This window comes from Micromonospora sp. NPDC085948 (assembly GCF_040686315.1).
Lineage (GTDB): Bacteria > Actinomycetota > Actinomycetes > Mycobacteriales > Micromonosporaceae > Micromonospora.
In genome coordinates this window covers 41,839-61,827 of the sequence record NZ_JBFBJW010000020.1, presented here as the reverse complement: position 1 = coordinate 61,827, position 19,989 = coordinate 41,839, and the positions used below count along the sequence as shown (strand labels likewise).

21 protein-coding genes are annotated in these 19,989 nt (G+C 70.3%); 6 read left to right on the top strand and 15 right to left on the bottom strand.

Features of this window, described 5'->3' with window-relative positions; genetic code table 11:
* The first annotated feature begins 43 nt into the window (after positions 1–43).
* Genes AB0O48_RS32490 through AB0O48_RS32480 form a run of 3 tightly spaced genes read left to right on the top strand, consistent with a single transcriptional unit; the run spans position 44 to position 2,420 of the window.
* Entirely contained in the window at positions 44–841 is a 798-nt protein-coding gene (locus tag AB0O48_RS32490) for an ATP-binding cassette domain-containing protein (RefSeq protein ID WP_357244439.1), read from the top strand.
* Complete coding sequence (locus AB0O48_RS32485) at positions 838–1,599, top strand: ABC transporter permease (RefSeq protein WP_357244436.1); 762 nt, start codon at positions 838–840, stop codon at positions 1,597–1,599. The genes AB0O48_RS32490 and AB0O48_RS32485 overlap by 4 nt, the downstream gene beginning before the upstream one ends.
* Before the next feature lie 38 nt (positions 1,600–1,637).
* Positions 1,638–2,420, top strand: coding sequence for a MerR family transcriptional regulator (locus AB0O48_RS32480; RefSeq protein ID WP_357244433.1), 783 nt, complete (start codon positions 1,638–1,640; stop codon positions 2,418–2,420).
* Positions 2,421–2,444: 24 nt separating this feature from the next.
* Here the strand turns inward: AB0O48_RS32480 and AB0O48_RS32475 are convergent, their stop codons facing one another.
* The 7 genes from AB0O48_RS32475 to AB0O48_RS32445 all read right to left on the bottom strand — a co-directional run bounded on the left by AB0O48_RS32475 (position 2,445) and on the right by AB0O48_RS32445 (position 10,157).
* Entirely contained in the window at positions 2,445–3,275 is an 831-nt protein-coding gene (locus AB0O48_RS32475; RefSeq protein ID WP_365069737.1) for a carbohydrate ABC transporter permease, read from the bottom strand.
* Positions 3,272–4,258, bottom strand: coding sequence for a sugar ABC transporter permease (locus AB0O48_RS32470; protein WP_357244426.1), 987 nt, complete (start codon positions 4,256–4,258; stop codon positions 3,272–3,274). Before AB0O48_RS32470 ends, AB0O48_RS32475 begins: the two co-directional genes overlap by 4 nt.
* Positions 4,255–5,541: a sugar ABC transporter substrate-binding protein gene (locus AB0O48_RS32465; protein WP_357244423.1), complete on the bottom strand. Its 1,287-nt coding sequence runs from the start codon at positions 5,539–5,541 to the stop codon at positions 4,255–4,257. Before AB0O48_RS32465 ends, AB0O48_RS32470 begins: the two co-directional genes overlap by 4 nt.
* 248 nt (positions 5,542–5,789) lie before the next feature.
* Entirely contained in the window at positions 5,790–6,074 is a 285-nt protein-coding gene (locus AB0O48_RS32460) for a GlsB/YeaQ/YmgE family stress response membrane protein (RefSeq protein WP_099857898.1), read from the bottom strand.
* 862 nt (positions 6,075–6,936) lie between these two features.
* On the bottom strand, positions 6,937–7,221 hold the full coding sequence (locus AB0O48_RS32455) for a GlsB/YeaQ/YmgE family stress response membrane protein (RefSeq protein WP_099857898.1): 285 nt from the start codon (positions 7,219–7,221) through the stop codon (positions 6,937–6,939).
* Between the two features lie 407 nt (positions 7,222–7,628).
* A complete protein-coding gene (gene lepA / locus AB0O48_RS32450; RefSeq protein ID WP_357244420.1) occupies positions 7,629–9,506 on the bottom strand; it encodes a translation elongation factor 4 in 1,878 nt (625 codons plus the stop codon).
* Between the two features lie 114 nt (positions 9,507–9,620).
* Positions 9,621–10,157, bottom strand: coding sequence for a DUF4240 domain-containing protein (locus AB0O48_RS32445; protein WP_357244417.1), 537 nt, complete (start codon positions 10,155–10,157; stop codon positions 9,621–9,623).
* Here AB0O48_RS32445 and AB0O48_RS32440 point away from each other — a divergent pair.
* Entirely contained in the window at positions 10,156–11,205 is a 1,050-nt protein-coding gene (locus AB0O48_RS32440) for an aminoglycoside phosphotransferase family protein (RefSeq protein ID WP_365069733.1), read from the top strand. The genes AB0O48_RS32445 and AB0O48_RS32440 overlap by 2 nt on opposite strands.
* Before the next feature lie 182 nt (positions 11,206–11,387).
* The gene (gene rpsT, locus AB0O48_RS32435; protein WP_357244411.1) at positions 11,388–11,654 is read left to right on the top strand and encodes a 30S ribosomal protein S20; all 267 of its coding nucleotides are present in this window, start codon (positions 11,388–11,390) and stop codon (positions 11,652–11,654) included.
* Positions 11,655–11,772: 118 nt separating this feature from the next.
* Here the strand turns inward: rpsT and AB0O48_RS32430 are convergent, their stop codons facing one another.
* From AB0O48_RS32430 to AB0O48_RS32410, 5 genes are all read right to left on the bottom strand, one after another.
* Positions 11,773–12,210: a hypothetical protein gene (locus AB0O48_RS32430; protein ID WP_357244408.1), complete on the bottom strand. Its 438-nt coding sequence runs from the start codon at positions 12,208–12,210 to the stop codon at positions 11,773–11,775.
* On the bottom strand, positions 12,207–13,187 hold the full coding sequence (gene holA, locus AB0O48_RS32425) for a DNA polymerase III subunit delta (RefSeq protein WP_357245171.1): 981 nt from the start codon (positions 13,185–13,187) through the stop codon (positions 12,207–12,209). The genes AB0O48_RS32430 and holA overlap by 4 nt, the downstream gene beginning before the upstream one ends.
* A gap of 237 nt (positions 13,188–13,424) precedes the next feature.
* Positions 13,425–15,800 (bottom strand): ComEC/Rec2 family competence protein, encoded by a 2,376-nt coding sequence (locus AB0O48_RS32420; protein ID WP_365069764.1) that lies wholly within the window; start codon positions 15,798–15,800, stop codon positions 13,425–13,427.
* 44 nt (positions 15,801–15,844) lie between these two features.
* Entirely contained in the window at positions 15,845–16,654 is an 810-nt protein-coding gene (locus AB0O48_RS32415) for a ComEA family DNA-binding protein (RefSeq protein ID WP_357244253.1), read from the bottom strand.
* Between the two features lie 171 nt (positions 16,655–16,825).
* A complete protein-coding gene (locus tag AB0O48_RS32410) occupies positions 16,826–17,245 on the bottom strand; it encodes a DUF6086 family protein (protein WP_357572866.1) in 420 nt (139 codons plus the stop codon).
* Between the two features lie 95 nt (positions 17,246–17,340).
* Between AB0O48_RS32410 and AB0O48_RS32405 the strand changes: the two genes are divergently transcribed.
* On the top strand, positions 17,341–17,544 hold the full coding sequence (locus AB0O48_RS32405; RefSeq protein WP_357244247.1) for a hypothetical protein: 204 nt from the start codon (positions 17,341–17,343) through the stop codon (positions 17,542–17,544).
* A 122-nt stretch (positions 17,545–17,666) separates the two neighbouring features.
* Here the strand turns inward: AB0O48_RS32405 and AB0O48_RS32400 are convergent, their stop codons facing one another.
* The 3 genes from AB0O48_RS32400 to AB0O48_RS32390 form a co-directional block, all read right to left on the bottom strand.
* Entirely contained in the window at positions 17,667–18,041 is a 375-nt protein-coding gene (locus AB0O48_RS32400) for a VOC family protein (protein WP_357244245.1), read from the bottom strand.
* A gap of 277 nt (positions 18,042–18,318) precedes the next feature.
* Positions 18,319–19,092, bottom strand: coding sequence for an SDR family oxidoreductase (locus AB0O48_RS32395; RefSeq protein WP_357244242.1), 774 nt, complete (start codon positions 19,090–19,092; stop codon positions 18,319–18,321).
* A 3-nt stretch (positions 19,093–19,095) separates the two neighbouring features.
* Positions 19,096–19,950 (bottom strand): DegV family protein, encoded by an 855-nt coding sequence (locus tag AB0O48_RS32390; RefSeq protein WP_357244239.1) that lies wholly within the window; start codon positions 19,948–19,950, stop codon positions 19,096–19,098.
* Positions 19,951–19,989 lie beyond the last annotated feature (39 nt).

Below are 19,989 nucleotides of genomic sequence, written 5' to 3'. Positions count from 1 at the left end.
TGGCTTGACCTTGACGCTGCGTCAACCCTCCATGCTGGCTGCCATGAGCATCCCTCCAACAACCGCTCAGGTCGAGCCGCCCGTGCTACACGTGCGGGGCCTGGAGAAGTCGTTCAAGCATCTGAAGGTGCTGCGCGGTGTGGACATCGACGTGGCGCGCGGCTCCATCTTCGCCCTGCTCGGCTCCAACGGAGCGGGCAAGACCACTGTGGTGAAGATCCTGTCCACGCTACTCAGGGCCGACGCGGGGACCGCCCGGGTCAACGGCTTCGACGTCGCGGCACAGGCCGCCGAGGTGCGCGAGTCGATCAGTCTCACCGGGCAGTTCGCGGCGGTCGACGAGGTCCTCACCGGGCGGGAGAACCTCGTCCTGGTCGCCCGGCTCAGGCACCGCCCGGAGCCGGGCACAGTCGCGGATGACCTGCTGAGGCGCTTCTCGCTGACCGAGGCGGGCACCCGGAGGGTGGCTACGTACTCCGGGGGTATGCGCCGCCGGCTGGACATCGCGATGAGTCTCATCGGGAACCCACCGGTGATCTTCCTTGACGAGCCGACAACCGGGCTGGACCCGGAGGCGCGCATCGAGGTGTGGCAGGCCGTCAAGGAACTCGCCAAGGGAGGTACGACAGTACTGCTCACCACCCAGTACCTCGACGAGGCGGAGCATCTCGCCGACCGGATCGCGATCCTGCACGAGGGCCGGATCATCGTGAACGGCACCCTCGACGAGCTCAAGCAGCTCCTCCCACCCGCGAAGATCGAGTACGTCGAGAAGCAGCCGAGCCTCGAGGACGTCTTCCTCACCGTCGTCGGCACCCGCACGAGCAAGGAACAACGATGAACAGGCATTTCGTCGGCGACACCGCCGTTCTCCTGGGTCGCTCGCTGCGCCACATCGCCCGCAGCCCGGACACCATCATCACCACCGCGATCATGCCGATCGCCTTCATGCTGCTGTTCGTCTACGTCTTCGGCGGCGCGATCGAGACCGGGTCCGACTCCTACGTCAACTACCTGCTGCCCGGCATCCTGATCATCACGATCGCCTCGGGCATCTCCTACACCGCCTTCCGGCTCTTCCTGGACCTGAAGGGCGGCATCTTCGAACGGTTCCAGTCCATGCCGATCGCCCGCTCCGCCGTGCTGTGGGCACACGTCCTGACCTCGCTGGTCGCCAACCTGATCTCGATCGTCGTCGTCATCGGCGTCGCCCTGATCATGGGCTTCCGTACGGGGGCGGGCGTGTCTGGCTGGCTCGCGGTCGCCGGCATCCTCGTCCTGTTCACCCTGGCACTGACCTGGATCGCCGTGATCCCCGGCCTCAGCGCGAAGACGCTGGACGGCGCGAGCGCGTTCTCCTACCCGCTCATCTTCCTGCCGTTCGTCAGCTCGGCCTTCGTGCCCACCGAGTCCATGCCCGGCCCGGTACGCGCATTCGCCGAGCACCAGCCGGTGACCTCCATCGTCAACGCGATCCGGGACCTGTTCACCCAACAGCCAGTCGGCGCCGATATCTGGATCGCTCTCGCCTGGTGCGCCGGCATCCTCGTTCTCGCCTACCTGTTCGCCAACGTCACCTACCGTCGCAGGATCTCCTGAACGGGGGAGCTGTTCGAACTGGGGGGCAGGATCAGGGCATGCTGACGATCGGCCAACTCGCGGCGTACGCCGGCGTCACGGTGCGGGCGGTGCGGCACTATCACCAGATCGGGCTCCTGCCCGAGCCGGAGCGGGACGCTTCGGGCTACCGGCGGTACGGCGCAACGGCAGTCGTGTCGCTCATCAAGATCCGCACTCTCGCCGACGCCGGCGTGCCACTGTCGCAGATCAGTCGGATGCTCGAAGCCGACGCCTCGGCCTTCGCCGAAGCGATCCGGACCATCGACAACCACCTGCGCGACGAGATCCAACGGCTGGAGAGCAGCCGCAGACACATCGCGCAGCTCACCGCCGGGGACAGCCTGGCGCTCCCACCGGAGGTCGCGGCCTATCTCGACCGGCTCCGGGGCATCGGGGCGTCCCAGCGGATGGTGGAGGCCGAACGGGACGGGTGGATCCTGGTCGCGGCGCGCTGGCCCGACCGCATCGTCGAGTGGATGCCCGGCAAGATCGCCCACCTCGATGATCCGCAGGTCGTCCGACTTTATCGGGTGCTCTCGGAGATCTTCGACGGTGACGAGGAGGACGACCCGCGGCTGGCGGAGGCCGCCGACATCATGGCCTGCCTAGCAGAGCAGGCGTACGCCGCCAGCGAGGTCATTCCCCGAGAGGACGCCGACGACGATCTCCCGCACGACCTGATCGACGCGCTCGCCGTCGAGTCCGACCCGCGTGTGCGGCGGCTGCGGGAGCTGATGCGCGAGCGCGGCTGGTCCGGATGGAACCGGATGGAGCGACTGCCGAAGTCGCCGCCCGACTGACCGCCGGGCGGCGTTTCCGGCCGGTCAGCCCTTGACGGCGCCGGCCACCAGACCGGAGACCATCCGCCGCTGCACCAGCAGGAAGAAGATGATGACCGGCAGGGTGAACAGGGTGGACGCGGCCATCACCGGACCCCAGTTGGTGTCGTCGCGGCCGAAGAAGAACGTCATCGCCACCGGCAGCGTGTAGCTCCCCTGGTCGTTGATGAACGTCAACGCGAAGATCAGCTCGTTCCACGCCGTGATGAAGGAGAAGATGCTGGTGGCCACCAGGCCGGGTGCGACAAGTGGGAAGAGGATCCGCCGGAACATCTGGGCCCGGCTCGCCCCGTCGATGGCCGCCGCCTCCTCCAGTTCCTTGGGCACCGCGGCGACGAAGCCGCGCAGCATCCAGACCGCGAACGGCAGCGAGAAACCGAGGTACGTGAGGATCAGGCTGGGCAGGGTGTTGTAGAGCCCCAGCCGTTGGATCATCAGGAACAGCGGGATGACCAACGCCTCCAGCGGAATCATCTGCACCACCAGCAGCATGATCAGGAAGCTGGTCCGCAGCTTGAAGCGGAACCGCGCCACCGCGGTCGCGGCCAGCAACGCGACCAGGCCACTGAGCACCACCGTGGAGACCGCGACGAGCACGCTGTTGAGGAAGAAGTCGAAGAAGGTCACGCCGGGGATCAGGTTGCCGGTCAGGATCTCCCGGTAGTGCGCCAGCGTCGGGTGGGTCGGCACCGGTTGCGGAGTGGCCGAGAAGATCTCGTTGCTGGGCTTCAGCGAGGTCGAGATCATCCAGTAGACCGGGAACGCCGCGAAGAGCGCGACAAGCAGCCCGGCGGCGTTGAGGGCTACCTTCTTCACGACTCGTCCTCCTGCCTGAGCACCATCCGTACGTAGAAGCCGGTCACCACGAGCAGGATCAGCGTGAGGATCACCGCGACGGCCGCGCCGAGTCCGTACTTCGGCGGCGGGGAGAAGGCTTCGGCGTACGAGTAGATGGCGAGCATGAACGTCGGCCGGTCCTGGGTGCCGCCGGCCAGGACGAACTGCTGGGTGAACACCTTGAAGTCCCAGATGGTGGAGAGCACGATCAGGATCCCGAAGACCGGCCGCAGCAGCGGGAAGGTGATCTTCCAGAAGACCCGCCACGGGCTGGCGCCGTCCACCCGGGCCGCCTCGTGCAGCTCGCTCGGCACGCTCTTCAGACCGGCGAGCACGCTCACCGCGATGAACGGGAACGAGTGCCAGACCACCACCAGGGTGAGGATGGCGAAGAAGAGCAGCGGTGAGTTGAACCAGCCGTAGCCGGTCCAGTCGCTCCGACCGAACAGGCTGTCGGAGAGCCCGTCGGGCAGCGCGTTGAACAGCCACGTGACGAGGCCGCTCGTGTCGTCGAAGATCCACTTCCACACGATGGTGCCGGTCAGCGCCGGCGTGGCCCAGGCCAGCATCACGCAACTGGCCACAAAGGTCGCCATCTTGCGGCCGAGCCGATTGAGCAGCAGCCCGACAAGCGTGCCGAGGACCATCGTGAGCAGCACGTTCGCCGCGGCGAACAGGACCGTGTTGCGCAGCACGGTCAGGAAGAACGGATCGGACAGGATGTCGGCGTAGTTGCCCAGCCCCACCCACGGCCACTCCCGGTCGCCGCGCAGCTGCCGGACGCTGTTCAGGCGGTAGAAGGACATCACCACCACCTGGCCGAGCGGCCAGAGCAGCAGCACCCCGATGATCACCAGTGCGGGCAGGAGCAGCAGGTAGGGCAGGCGGTCCACCCGGCGACGCCGCCGCGCGGGGGTCTCCCGCGCGGCGGCCGTCTCCGGGGGTTTTGTCTGTGAGCTCACTTGCTGTTCAAAATGCCTTCCATCTCACCGGCCGCGTCGGCGGTAGCCTTCTCGACCGTCTTCTGACCCTTCATGACCGAGCTGTTCATCGCCTGCGTCACCGTCTTGGTACGGCTGACCTCCACCCACTTCGGGGTGAGCGGCGTGAGCTTGGTGTTCTGCATGGTGGTGGCGAACGCCGCCATCACCTTGTCGTTGGCGTACGTGTCACTGGCGACCAGATCCTTGTAGACCGGGAAGAAGCCGAGGCTGCTCGCGAAGCTCTGCGAGTTCTTCTTGTTCAGCAGCACGGTCAGGTAGTCCCAGGCCAGGTCCTGCCGCTCGCTGTCCTTCCAGATCGCCACGTCCGAACCACCGGCGAACCCGGGCGCCGCCTTGCCGTCCGGGCCGGGGATCGGGAACGTACCCCAGACCTTCTCGATCTCGGGGTTGTCCTTCTTGATGGCGCCCTGCTGCCAACTGCCGGCGAACGCCATCGCGGCCTTGCCGGTGGCGAACTGCGTGCGCGCGTCGATCTCGTTCCAACCCGCCGCCGCCGGCGGGGCCACCTTGTGCACGGTCACCAGGTCGGTCCAGAACTTGACCGCCCGCTGCGCCTCCGGCGTGGTGTAGCCGGACTTCCAGGTGCCGCCCTGATTGCTGGCGATCTCGCCGCCGGCACCCCAGAGGAAGGAGTAGAACGGCAGCTCGGAGTTGCCCGGCAGGGCGATGCCGTAGGTGCCCTTCTTCTTCGCCTGCACGGCCTTGGCCACGGTGACCAGGTCGTCCCAGGTCTTCGGGGGCTGCACGCCGGCCTCGGCGAACCAGTCGGTGCGGTAGTAGATCGCGCGCACACCCGCGTACCAGGGCACGCCGTACTGCTTGCCGTCGAGTTGGGCGTTGCGCACCAGGTCGGGAAGCAGGTCCTTGCCGTCGGCCCAGCTGCCCATCCGACCGCTGACGTCGGCGAGCGCCTCCTGGGCAGCCCACCCCTGCGTCTCGGTGTTGCCCAGCTCGGTGATGTCCGGTCCCTCACCACCGGCGAGCGCGGCCTGGAACTTCTTGGGCGCTTCGAGCCAGGGAATGTACTGCACCACCACGTCGGTGTCGGGGTGCTTCTGGCGGAACTCGGTCTCGACGGAATCGAGGAAGGCGTTCTGCGCGTCGCCGCCCTCGCCCATCATCCAGACCGTGAGCTTGCTGTCGTCGGCCGCGTCCTCACCGGAACCCCCGCAGCCGGTCAGCACCATCGCGGCCGAGGCCACCATGGCGGTGACCGGGGCCAACCGCTTCCACCTGTTCACGCCACTTCTCCCCTCACGCCGCCTGGAACTAACCTTCTCCGCCGCACCCTAGTACGAAGAATTCCTTTACGACAGTGGGCAGGACTGATCGAAGCGAGGCGACGGTATCGCAGCGGCCCGACGACCGATGCTCTGACATCGGGCTGAAGTCGGGCACACGGCACGAAAAAGCGCCCGGCTCTGGGCCGGGCGCTCCTTCAGTCGCGCTGTCCTACGGTGGCGCAGTGGCGCCAGGTGTTGCGAGGTCGTTATCGGGTGACGCGGCGGCGGCCACCCACACCGGCCACCAGCGCGACCGCGATCGCGGCCACCACGACCTGCACCAGCAACTCGGCCCAGTCGATACCGCTCGTCTCGGTCGCGATGCCGATGGCCCGCGCCAGAACGGTGCCCAGCAGGGCCGCGCCAACACCGATCAGCAGGTGCAGCCAGATCGGCATGTTCTGCCGGCCCGGAACAACCAGGCGGCCGAGCGCGCCGACGATGAGACCAACAACGATCGCAGTGATGATGCCCCACACGGTGAGCTCCACGGCCACCCTCCTTCAAAGAATGTTCGACACACAAGGTGCGCTTCCTGTCGTGACCACTAATTGCCCGACCCAACGAAAATCCAAACCGACTTAGCCCACCAGACGATCACGACTTGGTCGACAGGCACACGTTCCACCGCGCACCCCGCCACCCCACACGAGCCGGGCCGCCAGGCCGCCAAGCCCGCAGCGCCGTCAGGCTCTCCCGCAGCCCGGGCCGCAGCGCCGCCAGGCCGCCGGCCACCAGGCCCGCCGGCCACCAGGCCGCAGCGAGGCCAGGCCGCAGCGAGGCCAGGCCCCTGCCGCCCGGACATAGGGCGGCCGGTCGGACCCCACAGCCACCGGCCGCGCAGCGCCTGGCGTCGCGAGGCCGCGTGATCCACTCGGTTTGCTTGATCTCGCGGCATTACGGCCGCCGGGACACCGCGACATCACGGAAACCGAGTGGATCTCCGCCGCCACCAGGCGCCGTAACACCCCTGACGCGATACAGACGAACGACTCCGCCACGCCGAACCAAGAGATCAACACGAGATCATTGAAACCGCGGCATCACGGCCACCAGGACACCGCGACATCACGGAAACCGAGTGGATCTCCGCGATCCGACCCGCCAGGGACGCCCGGCGAGGTGCCGGCGACGCTTGGCGGACGCCACTCTTGGCCGGCCACAACAGAACCGGCGCGACGACCGACCACCACAACAGCAAGACGCCGACGGACCCAACGACCGACCACCACAACAGCAAGACGCCGACGGAGCCGACGACCGACCACCACAACGGCAGACGCCGATGGGCGCCCAGCCTGCTGGCCGGGCGCCCATCGGAGATGCTGCGTAATACGGGGGTTGGTGCTGGTGTTACCGGGTTACGCGGCGGCGGCCACCCACACCGGCCACCAGCGCGACCGCGATCGCGGCCACCACGACCTGCACCAGCAACTCGGCCCAGTCGATACCGCTCGTCTCGGTCGCGATGCCGATGGCCCGCGCCAGAACGGTGCCCAGCAGGGCCGCGCCAACACCGATCAGCAGGTGCAGCCAGATCGGCATGTTCTGCCGGCCCGGAACAACCAGGCGGCCGAGCGCGCCGACGATGAGACCAACAACGATCGCAGTGATGATGCCCCACACGGTGAGCTCCACGGCCACCCTCCTTCAAAGAATGTTCGACACACAAGGTGTGCTTCCTGTCGTGACCACTAATTGCCCGACCCGTCGAAAGCCCAAACCGACTCACCTCAAAGGAAAGCGTCAGTCGTCTATGTCCGGGAGCTGCGTCGGTTGGCGTGGAGCCGCGTCCACACAGGTGGGAGCCGGTGTCGCCGACCCGGGTGCCCCACGACGACGGCCAGAAAAATTTCTGCCCCGGCGGTCACGGCACCGCACCCGGCGCTCCGAGGGGCGACCACCAGACCCCCGAGGAGGCAACCGGACCGGCACTCCCAACGTGGCCGGAGAGACGAGACAGGCCCCCACACCGCAGCGGAGGACGCCACCGAACACGAACGCGCCCGGGCGCACAGGGCACCCGGGCGCGTACGAAGCGCGACCTACTTCTTTCCGGCGGCCTTGCCGTCGCCGGAGTCGGAGGAGAGAGCGGCGATGAAGGCCTCCTGCGGCACCTCGACGCGGCCGACCATCTTCATCCGCTTCTTGCCTTCCTTCTGCTTCTCCAGCAGTTTGCGCTTACGGCTGATGTCACCGCCGTAGCACTTGGCGAGCACGTCCTTGCGGATCGCCCGGATGGTCTCCCGGGCGATGACCCGGCTGCCGATGGCCGCCTGGATCGGCACCTCGAACTGCTGGCGCGGGATCAGCGTACGAAGCTTGGCGGCGATGCTGACGCCGTAGTTGTACGCCTTGTCCTTGTGCACGATGGCGCTGAACGCGTCCACCGGCTCGCCGTGCAGCAGGATGTCCACCTTCACCAGGTCGGACGCCTGCTCGCCGGAGGGCTCGTAGTCCAGCGAGGCGTAGCCCTTGGTACGGCTCTTCAACTGGTCGAAGAAGTCGTAGATGATCTCCGCGAGGGGCAGCGTGTAGCGCAGCTCCACCCGGTCGGCGGACAGGTAGTCCATGCCCAGCAGGGTGCCGCGGCGGCCCTGGCAGAGCTCCATCACCGCGCCCACGTAGTCGTTGGGCGTCAGCACGGTGGCCCGCACGACCGGCTCGTACACCTCGGCGATCTTGCCACTGGGGTACTCGCTGGGGTTGGTGACCACGATCTCGGCGCCGTCGTCGGTGATCGCCCGGTACACCACGTTGGGCGCGGTGGAGATCAGGTCGAGGTTGTACTCGCGCTCCAGCCGCTCCCGGATGATCTCCAGGTGGAGCAGGCCGAGGAAGCCGCAGCGGAAGCCGAACCCGAGCGCGCCGGAGGTCTCCGGCTCGTAGTCCAGGGCGGCGTCGTTGAGCTTGAGCTTGTCCAGTGCCTCACGCAGGTTGGGGTAGTCGGACCCGTCGATCGGGTAGAGCCCGGAGTAGACCATCGGCTTCGGGTCCTTGTAGCCACCCAGTGCCTCGGCCGCCGGCCGGCTGTTGATGGTGACCGTGTCACCGACCCGGGACTGCCGGACGTCCTTCACACCGGTGATCAGGTAACCGACCTCGCCGACGCCGAGCGCCTCGGCCTTGACCATCTCGGGCGAGATGACGCCGATCTCCAGCAGCTCGTGCACCGCGCCGGTGGACATCATCTTGATCCGGTCCCGGGCGCTGATCCGGCCGTCGATGACCCGGACGTACGTGACGACGCCGCGGTAGACGTCGTACACCGAATCGAAGATCATCGCCCGGGCGGGCGCCTCGGCGTCACCGACCGGTGGGACGAACTGCCGGACGATCTCGTCGAGCAGGTACGGCACGCCCTCGCCGGTCTTGCCGGAGACCCGGATGCAGTCGGCGGGGTCGCCGCCGATCAGGTGAGCCAGCTCCTCGGCGTACTTCTCCGGCTGGGCGGCCGGCAGGTCGATCTTGTTGAGCACCGGGATGATGCGCAGGTCGTTTTCCAGCGCCAGGTAGAGGTTGGCCAGGGTCTGCGCCTCGATGCCCTGCGCCGCGTCGACAAGCAGCACGGCGCCCTCACAGGCGGCCAGCGACCGGGACACCTCGTAGGTGAAGTCGACGTGCCCCGGGGTGTCGATCATGTTGAGCACCGCGTGCTCGCCGGCCCGCTCACCCTCGCGGATGGTCCACGGCATGCGGACGGCCTGGCTCTTGATCGTGATGCCGCGCTCGCGCTCGATGTCCATCCGGTCCAGGTACTGGGCGCGCATCTGCCGGGGGTCGACCACACCGGTGAGCTGCAGCATCCGGTCGGCCAGGGTCGACTTTCCGTGGTCGATGTGGGCGATGATGCCGAAGTTCCGGATGCGACCGGGGTCGGTGGAACCAGGAGCATTCGCGCCGGGATCGAGCTTCGGTGGCACAGCGGTCCGTTCTGGTCGGCTGACGTGAACAGGCCGGCGCGCCGCCGACCCCCTCTATGTTCCCACGCCGCCGGGGTGCGCCCGCTGCGCGGGCGACGGATCGCTTCGCGGCCCTCACTCCAGCGGCGGCTCGACGAAGAGCGCGGCGAGTCGCGGCAACCGACGACGCGCCTCCTCCTCGTCGTCGAAGTCCCAGAAGTCGTTGAGGTCCGGCGTCCGCACCGGGTCGCGGTCCGCCGGCAACTCGGTCGCGGTGGCCTTCCGGTACGCGTCCCAGGGCACCGACAGCATCTGCTCGGCGGAGAACTCCTCGCCACTGAGCGAGGCCGCCCGCACCTGGGGCAATTCGGCAAGGGAGTCCGGTTCGGTGACCGCCCGGGCGAAGACCGCCCGTCCCTGGGTCATCAGCCAGCCCCGGAAGTGCTCGAAGCCGTCGGCCGAGGCACCACCGTTGATCAGGTACGCCGCGCCCCACAGGTCGGCCTTGTGCGAGGCGGCCAGCACCCGCGTCTGGTGCCGGGCGTACCCGACGATGTCCTCCGGATCGCGCGCGGCGAGCAGCGCGACGGCCCGCGCGGCGACCGGCCCGGGTTCTCCCCCACCGCCGGCCCGCGCGTCGTCGATCAGCTGCCAGAAGTCCTCGGTCCTCATGGCTTGGCAGTCTGGCAGTGTCGCCGTGCGTCGCGCACGTACCCCGGGGCAGCATGGTGTGGTGTCCCCAACCTCGCTGCCGCCGGTGCCCTACCACGCGAGTGCGCTGCGCCCGTCGTGGCCGACGCTGCCGGCGGCGCTGCGGGCCGCGGTCGCCGACCGCCTCGGCGCGCCGGTCGTCACCGCCCGGGTCGCGGGCGCGGGCTTCACCCGCGGCTTCGCCGCGGTGCTCGACACCGCCGACGGTGGCCGGGCCTTCGTGAAGGCGGCACCCGCCGCCGAGCAACCGCATCTGGTCGACTGGTACGCCCGAGAGGCCGCGATCCTCGACCGGCTGCCGGCCGACCTGCCGGCGCCCCGCCGCCGGTGGACGCTCTCGGCGGCCGGCTGGTTCGTGCTGTGCACCGACGCCGTCGACGGGCACACCCCGCACCTGCCCTGGGTGCCCGCCGAGTTGGACGCCACCCTCGCCGGGTACGCGCGGGTCGCCGCCGCCCTGGCCGACCCGCCGGTCGAACTGACCGCGCTCGGCCTGCCGCACCTGGCCGACCTGGCCCGCTCGGACATCCTCTGGTGGGAGGAGGTCGCCGCCGGTCGCGAGCCGGCGCCACCGCTGCCCGCTCCGCTGCGGAACCGGCTGCCCCAGCTGGTGGAGTTGGAGTCCCTGCTCCCCCGGTACGCCGCCGGGGCGACCGGCCTGATCCACGGCGACCTGCGGATCGACAACGTGCTGATCGACGTGGACGGCCGAGCCTGGTTCTGCGACTGGACCTGGGTCTGCTCCGGGCCGGCCTGGTTCGACCTGGCCGGGCTGCTGCTCACCGCGTACGCCAGCGGCCTGGACGCGGACCGGCTCTTCGCCACGCACCCGGCGGCGGCCGGCGCGCCCCCGGACGCACTGGACGCGACCCTGGCCGCGTTGGCCGGCTACTACCTCACCGGCGCTGCGGCCGCGCCGCCGACGGCCTCGCCGCACCTGCCCTCCCACCAGCGGTGGAGTGGCGAGCAGTCCCTCGCCTGGCTGGCTCACCGGCAGGGCTGGCGGTGAGCCGCGTTGACGGTCGAGGGCGTAATCTGGTGCCTGACGGGCCAGGTCCGTCCGCGCAAAGGCCGAGCCGTTTTGGCTCGTCCCGGGCGACCTGGTAACCTGGCTCTTCGCGCAGCGGTGACGCATGTTCGTCATCCAGCGCACAAGCTGACCAACCCGAGCTATCAAGACGAGGCTGTCGCGTGGCGAACATCAAGTCCCAGATCAAGCGCAACCGGCAGAACGAGAAGGCCCGGCTGCGCAACAAGTCGGTCAAGTCGTCGCTGAAGACCGCCGTCCGGAAGTTCAACGAGGCTGCCGAGGCCGGTGACGTCGAGAAGGCCACCGCGCTCATGCTGGACGCCTCTCGCAAGCTGGACAAGGCCGTCAGCAAGGGCGTGATCCACTCCAACCAGGCCGCGAACCGCAAGTCCGCGATCGCAAAGCGCGTGGTGTCGCTCTCCGCCTGACGACTTCACCGTCAGACTGATTCGGAAAGCCCCGGGCATCTGCCCGGGGCTTCCGTGTGTCTCATCGCGAACACCGGCCTGAGATCCTTGGCTCCTGGCGGCCGTGCCGCTCCCAGCTCTACTGCGCCTGAGCTGGTGGGCGCTTCGGCGCATCGGTGCGCGGGGTGGACGCGTCCACCGCCACGACGACCCCGGTCACACTGTGCGAGATCCACTCCACCTGGGCTCGCCCGACCGCAGGTTCCATCTGCCGACGGAACCGGTCCCGTTCCTGCTCCGGCACGAGCGCCGCCGACCGGACCACGACCGCGGCCACGATGTCGTTGAGCTTGACCATGGCCGCCACCACGGCGGGCAACACCAGCACCGCCCACCAGCTGACCAGTTCGGCGAGGGCGAGCAGCACCGCCAGTGCGATGGCGCCCTCGAAGAAGAGGAAGCACAGCACTCCGCCGGGGTTGACGAACCGCAGACCGAGGAGTCGGGCGTAGAGCGGCCGGTACCGCTCCTCATCCACTGCGATGCTGGCCCACGCTGGGCGGTTCGCACCCGTCACCTGGTGCTGCCCTGCCGGGCCGCCGCAACCGAGAAGACGGCACGCTCCAGGGCGTACGCCCGGTCGTCGGAGCCCCCCTTGACTGCCGCGTTGCACTCGGCGGCGACCTGCATGGCCCGGACCAGGCCCTCCGGTGTCCAGCCCCGCCCCTGCCGCTGTGCGCGTTCGATCTTCCAGGCGGGCATTCCGAGGCTGCTGGCGAGCTGGTACGCGTTACCCCGCCCGGCCGACGCCACCCGGGCGACCGTGCGTACCCCGTCGGCCAGGGCGTCGGCGATGGGCACCGGGTCGACTCCGACATGCAGGGCCCAGCGCAGCGCCTCCAGTGCCCCCGGCACGTCACCGACCATGGTGGCGTCCGCCACCGTGAAGCCGGTCACCTCGACCCGGCCCCGGTAGTAACGGGCGACCGCGTCGGCGCTGATCCGCCCGTCGGTGTCGGCGATCAGTTGGGAGCAGGCGGCGGCCAGCTCGCGCAGGTCGTTGCCGACCGCGGCGATGAGCGCCTCGGCGGCGTCGTCGGTGCACTTCCCGCCGGCTCGGCGGATCTCGTCCCGGACGAAGGCCACCCGGTCGCGGTGCCCCTTGAGCTTGGTCGCCGGGATCACCGTGGCGCCGGCCGCGCGTAGCCCGTCGGCGAACGCCTTGCCCTTGGCGCCGCCCAGGTGCAGCACCAGGAGTTGGACGTCCGGGTCGGGATTCTTCGCGTACGCCAGGAGCGCGGCGACCAGGTCCTTGCGAGCGTCCTGGCCGGAGCGCAGGACCAGCAGCCGCCGCCCCCCGAACAGCGAAGGGCTGAGCATCTCGGCGATCTCGCCGACGGTGAGCGCGCTCGCCTGGTATTCGCGCACGTCCACCTCGGGGTCGACGCCGCGTACCTTCGCGACAGCTTCGGTGACCGCGCGCGTGGCGAGCAACTCCTCGTCACCGAGGACGAGCAGAATGGGGGCGAGGTCGGCGGCGGTCACGCCGCCCATATTCGCACGGCCGGCGTCGGGATCATGCCTGCTCATTCGCTGCTTGGTCGGCGCAGCCCGCACACAGCGCAAATCCAGACATCCAAGTCAATTCCCCTTTTTGTCAACAAGTCGCCCGATTAATCGGAGACTCGTTCGTGATCCACACGGCATCAACGAAGCCGTGGTGTCGGACCACCGTTGACACCCCGAGGTCAGCGATCCCGAGTCGATCAGCGAGTGGACGGTCAGCGCGGTTCACTGCCCCCTTCCGGCCGGCACTCCTCGCCGGGCTACCGCGAGACCCTCGCCCGTACGGACCGCGGCCACATCACCGTCCGTGTCGGTGCGCAGCACCCGGGTGCCGCCCCTGCCCAGTCGGGCGAGCAGCCCCGGGTTCGGGTGGCCGTAGGTGTTACCGCTGCCCACCGGCACCAGGGCGACGGCAGGTCTTACCGCGTCGAGAAAGCTCGGGTCCTGGTACGCCGACCCGTGATGCGCGACCTTCAACACGTCCGCCCGCAACTGGCCGGGCGTGGTCCGCGTCAGCAACGCGTGCTGCTCCTCGGTCTCGGCGTCCCCGGGCAGCAGGATCCGCACTCCACCAACCGTGGCGCGCAACACCAGCGAGTTGTTGTTCGGGTCGGACCTGGTCCCCGCCAGCGGGTACGGCGGGCCGAGCACCAGCAGGTCGACGCCCCCGATCGGGTGGCGCGCGCCGGCCACGGTGGTGAGCAGCGCGGCCCGCCCGACAGTCGCCGCCTCCCGGACCAGGTCCCGGCCGCTCTCCGGATCCGTCGAGGACGGCACCAACACGGCGCCCACCCGTCGCCCCCGGAACACCCCGGCCACTCCACCCACGTGGTCGGCGTGGAAGTGGCTGACCACCAGCAGTGGCACCTCGCGTACGCCGAGTCGACGCAGACAACCGTCCACCGCGCTCGGCTCCGGCCCGGCGTCGATCACCACCGCCCGACCGGGGGCGACCGGCAACACCACGGCGTCGCCCTGGCCGACCGCGCAGACCACCACGACCCAACCCGGCGGCGGCCAGCCGGCGAACACCAACCGCACCGGAAGCGCGCCGAGCACCGAGGCCACGCCAACCACTGCCACCAGCCGGCGCACGAGGGGCCGTCGCACCGCGACCAGCAGCGCGACGGTCAACACCGTCAGCAGCAGGGCGCCCGGCAACCCACCCGGCCAGGGCAGGGTGCCGCCCGGCAACCGCGCGCCCTGGCGGGCGATGACCACCAGCCACCAGGCCGGCCAACTCGCCAGCCATGCGACGAACTCGGCACCCGGCGGCCAGATCGGCGACACCATCGCCGCGAGCACGCCCAGTACGGTCGCGGGCGCGATGGCCGGCACCGCGAGCAGGTTGGCCGGCACCGCGACCAGGCTGACCGTGCCGGAGATCCCGGCGACGACCGGCCCGCAGGCAAGTTGCGCGGCCGCCGGCACGGCCAGCGCCTCCGCCAGGCCGGGCGGCACGCCCCGCCGACGCAACCCGTCCCGCCAGGGTGTGGCCAGCAGCAGCAGGCCACCGGTGGCAAGCACGGAGAGCGCGAATCCGGGATCCCCGGCCAACTCCGGGTCCACCAGCACCAGGACGGTGACGGCGGCGGCCAACGCGGGCAGTGCGGCGCGGGGACGACCGGCGGCCAGCGCGGCGAGCCCGATCGCCCCCATCGTCGCTGCTCGTACGACGCTCGGTGACGGACGGACCAGGATGACGAAGCCCACCAGCGCGACCCCGCAGAGCCCGACGGCGAGCCACGGACCGGCCCGACCCCAGCGGGCCAGCAACAACACCGCACCCACCACAATGGCGACATTGCTCCCAGAAACGGCATTGAGGTGTGTCATCCCGGTGGCCTGGAAGTCCTCCTCGACGGAGGGTGGCAGTCGGCTGGTGTCCCCCACGACCAACCCCGGCAGCAGCCCGCCCGGGTCGTCGGGCAGCGGCGCACAGGCCCGTTGCAGGCCGGCACGCAGGGTGCCGGCGGCGCGCTGCGGCCAGGAGGACGTGCCGTGCCGCTCGGGCGGGTCGTTGGTGCTGAGCACCGCCGCGGTGAGGTCACCACCGCGGGGGACGCCGAGTCGGCCCTCGGTGGTGACGCGCTGCCCGGGCAGCAGCCCACGCCAGGCCGGGTCGGTGGCCAGCACGAGCAGCCGCACCGACGCGTGGAGTCGGCGGCCGTCCGGGCCGGTGAGCCGGACCAGCTCGCTCGGCACCAGCAGTATCCCCGGCCGACCGGCAGAGCGGATCGGGCGTGGATCGTCCCGGACAACCACCTCAGCGGTGACCGGTGCACGCTGCTCGGCCAGGGCACGGATCGGTGGCGTGTCCCGGATGGCGAGCCGGGCCGCGGTGGCCGCCCCCGCGCAGACCACACCGAGGCCGACCGCGACGGCGATCCAGCCGTAACGGCGCGCGGCGGCCCGGGGACGGCCGAGGCGATCGAGCAGGTGCAGGGCGCCGCAGGTGGTCAGGACGGCCGCGATCCCGGCCACCAGCAGAAGCGATCGGGTGCCGAGATGCAGGCCGGCGAGCGCGGTGAGCCAGGCGGCCACGGCGAGCCCGGCGAGCCGCAGATCCGGTGGCGAGGTCTGGTGCCGGGCACCGCTCAACCCGTCGGCGGGCGGCGACGGGTTGCCGGTGGCAGGGCGGCGGTTCACACCGTCACCAGGTCTTTGAGCTGCTCGTACCGCGCGTCGCCGATCCCGTCGACCTGACGCAGGTCGCCGACCGCCTTGAACCCGCCGTGCTGGTCCCGATGGTCGAGGATGCGCTGGGCGAGCACCGGCCCGACGCCGGGCAACGCGTCGAGCTGCGCCAGTGTGGCGGTGTTGAGGTTCAGTGGCCCGACAGCCGGTGCCGTCCCGCCCGCCGCTGGTCCGCCCGGCGGCGGCGTCACCCCGACCACGATCAGCTCGCCGTCGGTGACCTTGCGGGCGGGGTTGAGCAGCGCCACGTCGACCCCGGGGAGCGGGCCGCCGGCCGCCTGCACCGCGTCGGCGAGCCGGGACCCGGCCGGCAACCGCACCAACCCGGGCTTGCGGACCTTGCCGGCGACCGCCACCACCAGCTCACCGGAGCCGGACGCGCTGAGGTCGCCCGCCGGAGTGGCCGCCACGGCCTCGCTGCCCAGCGGGGCGACCGGCTCGGCGTGTGGCCGGGACCGCCAGGCCCATCCGGCGGCAGCCAGCACCACCACCGCCGCGACGACAGCCAGCGCCCGCACACCGCGTCGCCCCGGGTCGAACGCGCCAGGCCCGGACAGCCGCGGGGGCACCGAGCCGTCCACGGCAAGGGGTGTGCCCGCTTCCGGCTCCGCCAACGGCACCCCGGCCCGCGGCGGCAGCACCCCAGCCAGAGGTACGCCCGCGAGCGGTGCCCCGGCCGGGGGTGACGACACGTCCAGCGACGCGTCCGTCAGCCGGCGCAGGCGCTGGCGTACCTCGGTCTCTTCGTTCTGCGACACAGGGCGACGCTAGGGCGACGGCGAAGGCGACGGGGTGTGGCGGCGCGGCCCTGTGGATAACGGATGCCACTGTGGACAACGCCCTGATCAAGCGCAGATCTGCTAACGGGCTCAGCAGCACCCGGAGCTCGCAGGCTGCGACACGAGGATCCGCCGCACGGCTACGCCGTCTCAGTCGGGCATTGCCGCCGCGCGACTCACCGCCAGGCTCAGGAGCCGTTGCCGGTCGGCGTCCGGGTCGAACGCGTCCCACAGCGAGATGTCCCGGCTGGCCCGGGTGACTGGCCGGTCAAGGGCCGGGACGTCGAGGCCGCTGCGGCGGACCAGCACCAGTGCGGTCGGCAGATATCCCTCGATCATGGACTTGAGGATGGGGTGGTTCGTCGACAGGTACCGCGCGGTCAACACGTCGACGAATGCCGCGAAGGTGTCCGGGTCGATCTGGTACTCGTCCCGATCGACATCCGGATCGACTCCAGACGGGCACTCGGCAACCGGCGCCATCGCCTCGGTCATGCGGAAGAACAGTTGCGCGACGGTGTTGGACGGGTTCCACAGCACCAGATCGCCGACCTGAAAGCATTGACTCACCGCGCCATGATCGCAGGCGGCCGGAGTGACCGGTCGCGTCCGAGCGGTCCGGGAGCATCACCGTGAGCAGTGATGGTCCTATCTAGACTGGTGCCATGCGGCAGGCGTGGAAAGACCTGACCTTCTCCGAGCACTCCGAGTGGTTCGGCTTGGGTCCGCTGGCGCTCGCCGTCCTGGCCGGCATCCGGGCTTTCGTGGCCGACGAGCCCTTCGCCCGCTGGGCCTGGACCGCCATCGCCGCCCTCATGCTGGTCACCTGCGCCGTCTACGTGGTCTGGACCACGAAGAAGCGCTCCTGAGCCCGGCATGGAGTGCAGCCACAGGCACAGACCGTGGGGCGGGTGGTGCCGGCCCGATGCAATGCGCACCAGGGCCGACACCCTTCCTCGACGAGCGGGTGCGCCGCCGCCGACCTCGGTCACTACAGGTACGGCCGGGTGATGACCTCGATGGCGTGGCCGGCCGGGTCGAAGAAGTAGAAGCCCCGCCCACCGTGCTCGGTGTTGGTCTCCCTCTCCCGCTTCAACTGCGGGTCGGCCCAGTACGTGATGCCGCGCCCCTCGACGAACGCCAGGCACCGCACGAACAACTCGTCGTCGACGAGGAAGGCGTAGTGCTGCATCTGGATGTCCACCGGTGGCTCGGCGAACTGGAGCAGCTGCCCCTCGTCCAGTTGCACGTTGGCGAACGGCCCCCACGAGGGCGCCTCCGGCAGCTCGAACAGATCCCGGTAGAACGCGGCCGACGCGCTCTTGTCCTTGCTGGCGATGATTGTGTGGTTGAACGTGACTGTCATCCGTACCGTCTTCTTCCCGGTCGATCCGTTGACCCGACCGGAGGCCCAGAGCCCTCCGCAGCCACAGCGATGACAAAGCCCCGAGGGCACCGACGCCCCGGATCCCGCACGAGAGACGCGGACATCGCGTCGATCTCGGCGTGGTGGCTGAAGTAGCCAGAACCTCCGGGGGGGTAGGCCCATCTGGGGCGCAAACGGAGGCTAACACAGCGGCCCGGACTGGATCATTCATCGTCGCCGACTAGCGTCGAGCGCGGCACCCGTGTCCCACGGGCGGTCAGCGGGCCTCCGGGTCGAGGCCGAGCACGGCTCGTCCCCCGTCCACCGGCAGCGTCACCCCGTTGACGAAGCTCGCCGCGGGCGACAGCAGGTACGCGACCGCCTCGGCCACCTCCTCGGCCCGCCCGATGCGGCCCACCGGGTGCAACCGGGTCAGCTCGGCGTCGATCCACTGGGCCTGGGTGGGCTCCTGAGTGGCCAGGAATTCGGTGTGCCGTTCGGTGGCGATCGAGCCGAGCGCGACCGCGTTGGCGCGGATGCCGTGCTTCCCGTACTCCACGGCCAGTGCCCGGGTCAGCCCCTCCACGGCGGCCTTCGCCGTCGCGTACGGCAGGGCGCCGGACACGGGCCGGCGGGCCTGGTGCGACGAGACGTTGACGATCGCGCCGCCGGCGGCGCGGGCCAGGAACCGGCGGACGGCCACCGCCGCGCCCACCACGGCCGGGCGCAGGTTCAGCCCGATCAGGTCCAGGACCGTGTCGGCCGACGCGGAGTGCAGCGCGGCGTCGCGGAAGACCGCCGCGTTGTTCACCCAGCCGGTCAGCGGCGCCGCGCGTTCGGCCAGCTCGGCGGCGTGCTCGGCCACCCGCTCGTCGCCGGCGTCGCCGAACACCGCGACGAGCCGGTCGGCGGCCGGGTGCCCGGCCAACCAGTCGGCCGCATCGGCGTCGCGCTCCAACACGACGACTGTGGCACCGGTCGCCACCAGACGTTCCACCACGGCCCGACCGACGCCGCGACCACCGCCGGTCACCACACACGACGTGAGCACCGCTCAGCCCCCCGGTCGGCGGTGGACGACCACGCAGGCCAACCCCGGACCGGCGTGCGCGCCAACGACCGCGCCCGCCTCGGAGACGTACGTGTCGTGCAGCCGTGCACCGAGCCGTTCGGTAAGCGCGGTTCGCAGCGCCTCGGCCCGTTGCGGCGCGGCCAGGTGGTGCACCCCGAGATCCACGTCGTCGTCCCCGGCCGCCTCGACGGCCAGGTCCACGAGCCGGGCCACTCCCCGGCTGGCGGTGCGGACCTTCTCGCGCAGCACGATCGCCCCGTCCGGCATGTGCATGATCGGCTTGACGGACAGGGCGGTGCCGAACAGCGCCTCGGCCGCGTTGATCCGGCCACCTCGGCGGAGAAACTCCAGCGTGTCGACGTAGAAGTAGACGTCGGTGCGGGCGACCGCCGCGAGCGCCGCGTCGCGTACCCCGGCGAGGTCGACGCCGCCCTCGGCGGCGGTGGCGGCCGCGATGGCCGGGAAGCCCAGCCCCATGCCGGCGGAACGGCTGTCCACGACCTCGACCCGGCCGTCCAGGTCGGCCGCGGCCAGGCGCGCGGCCTCAACCGTGCCGGAGAGCGCGGCGGAGAGGTGCACCGAGACGATTCCGTCCGCGCCGGCGTCGAGCAGTTGACGGTACGTCCGGGCGAACTGGTCGGGCGCCGGGCGGGAGGTGGTGGCCGTGACCCGCCGGGCGCTCAGCGCCACGGTGGCATCGGCCGGCTGGGTTTCCACCCCCTCCAGCCCCTCCGCGCCGTTGAGCACGACGGTCAGCGGGACCACGGTCAGCCGGTGCGCCTGCAACAGCTCAGGCGGAAGATAGGCGGTGGAGTCGATGACGACCGCGACGGGCATGCTCGGCACGCTAGCCGATCGAGAGCCCGGACGCCGAAG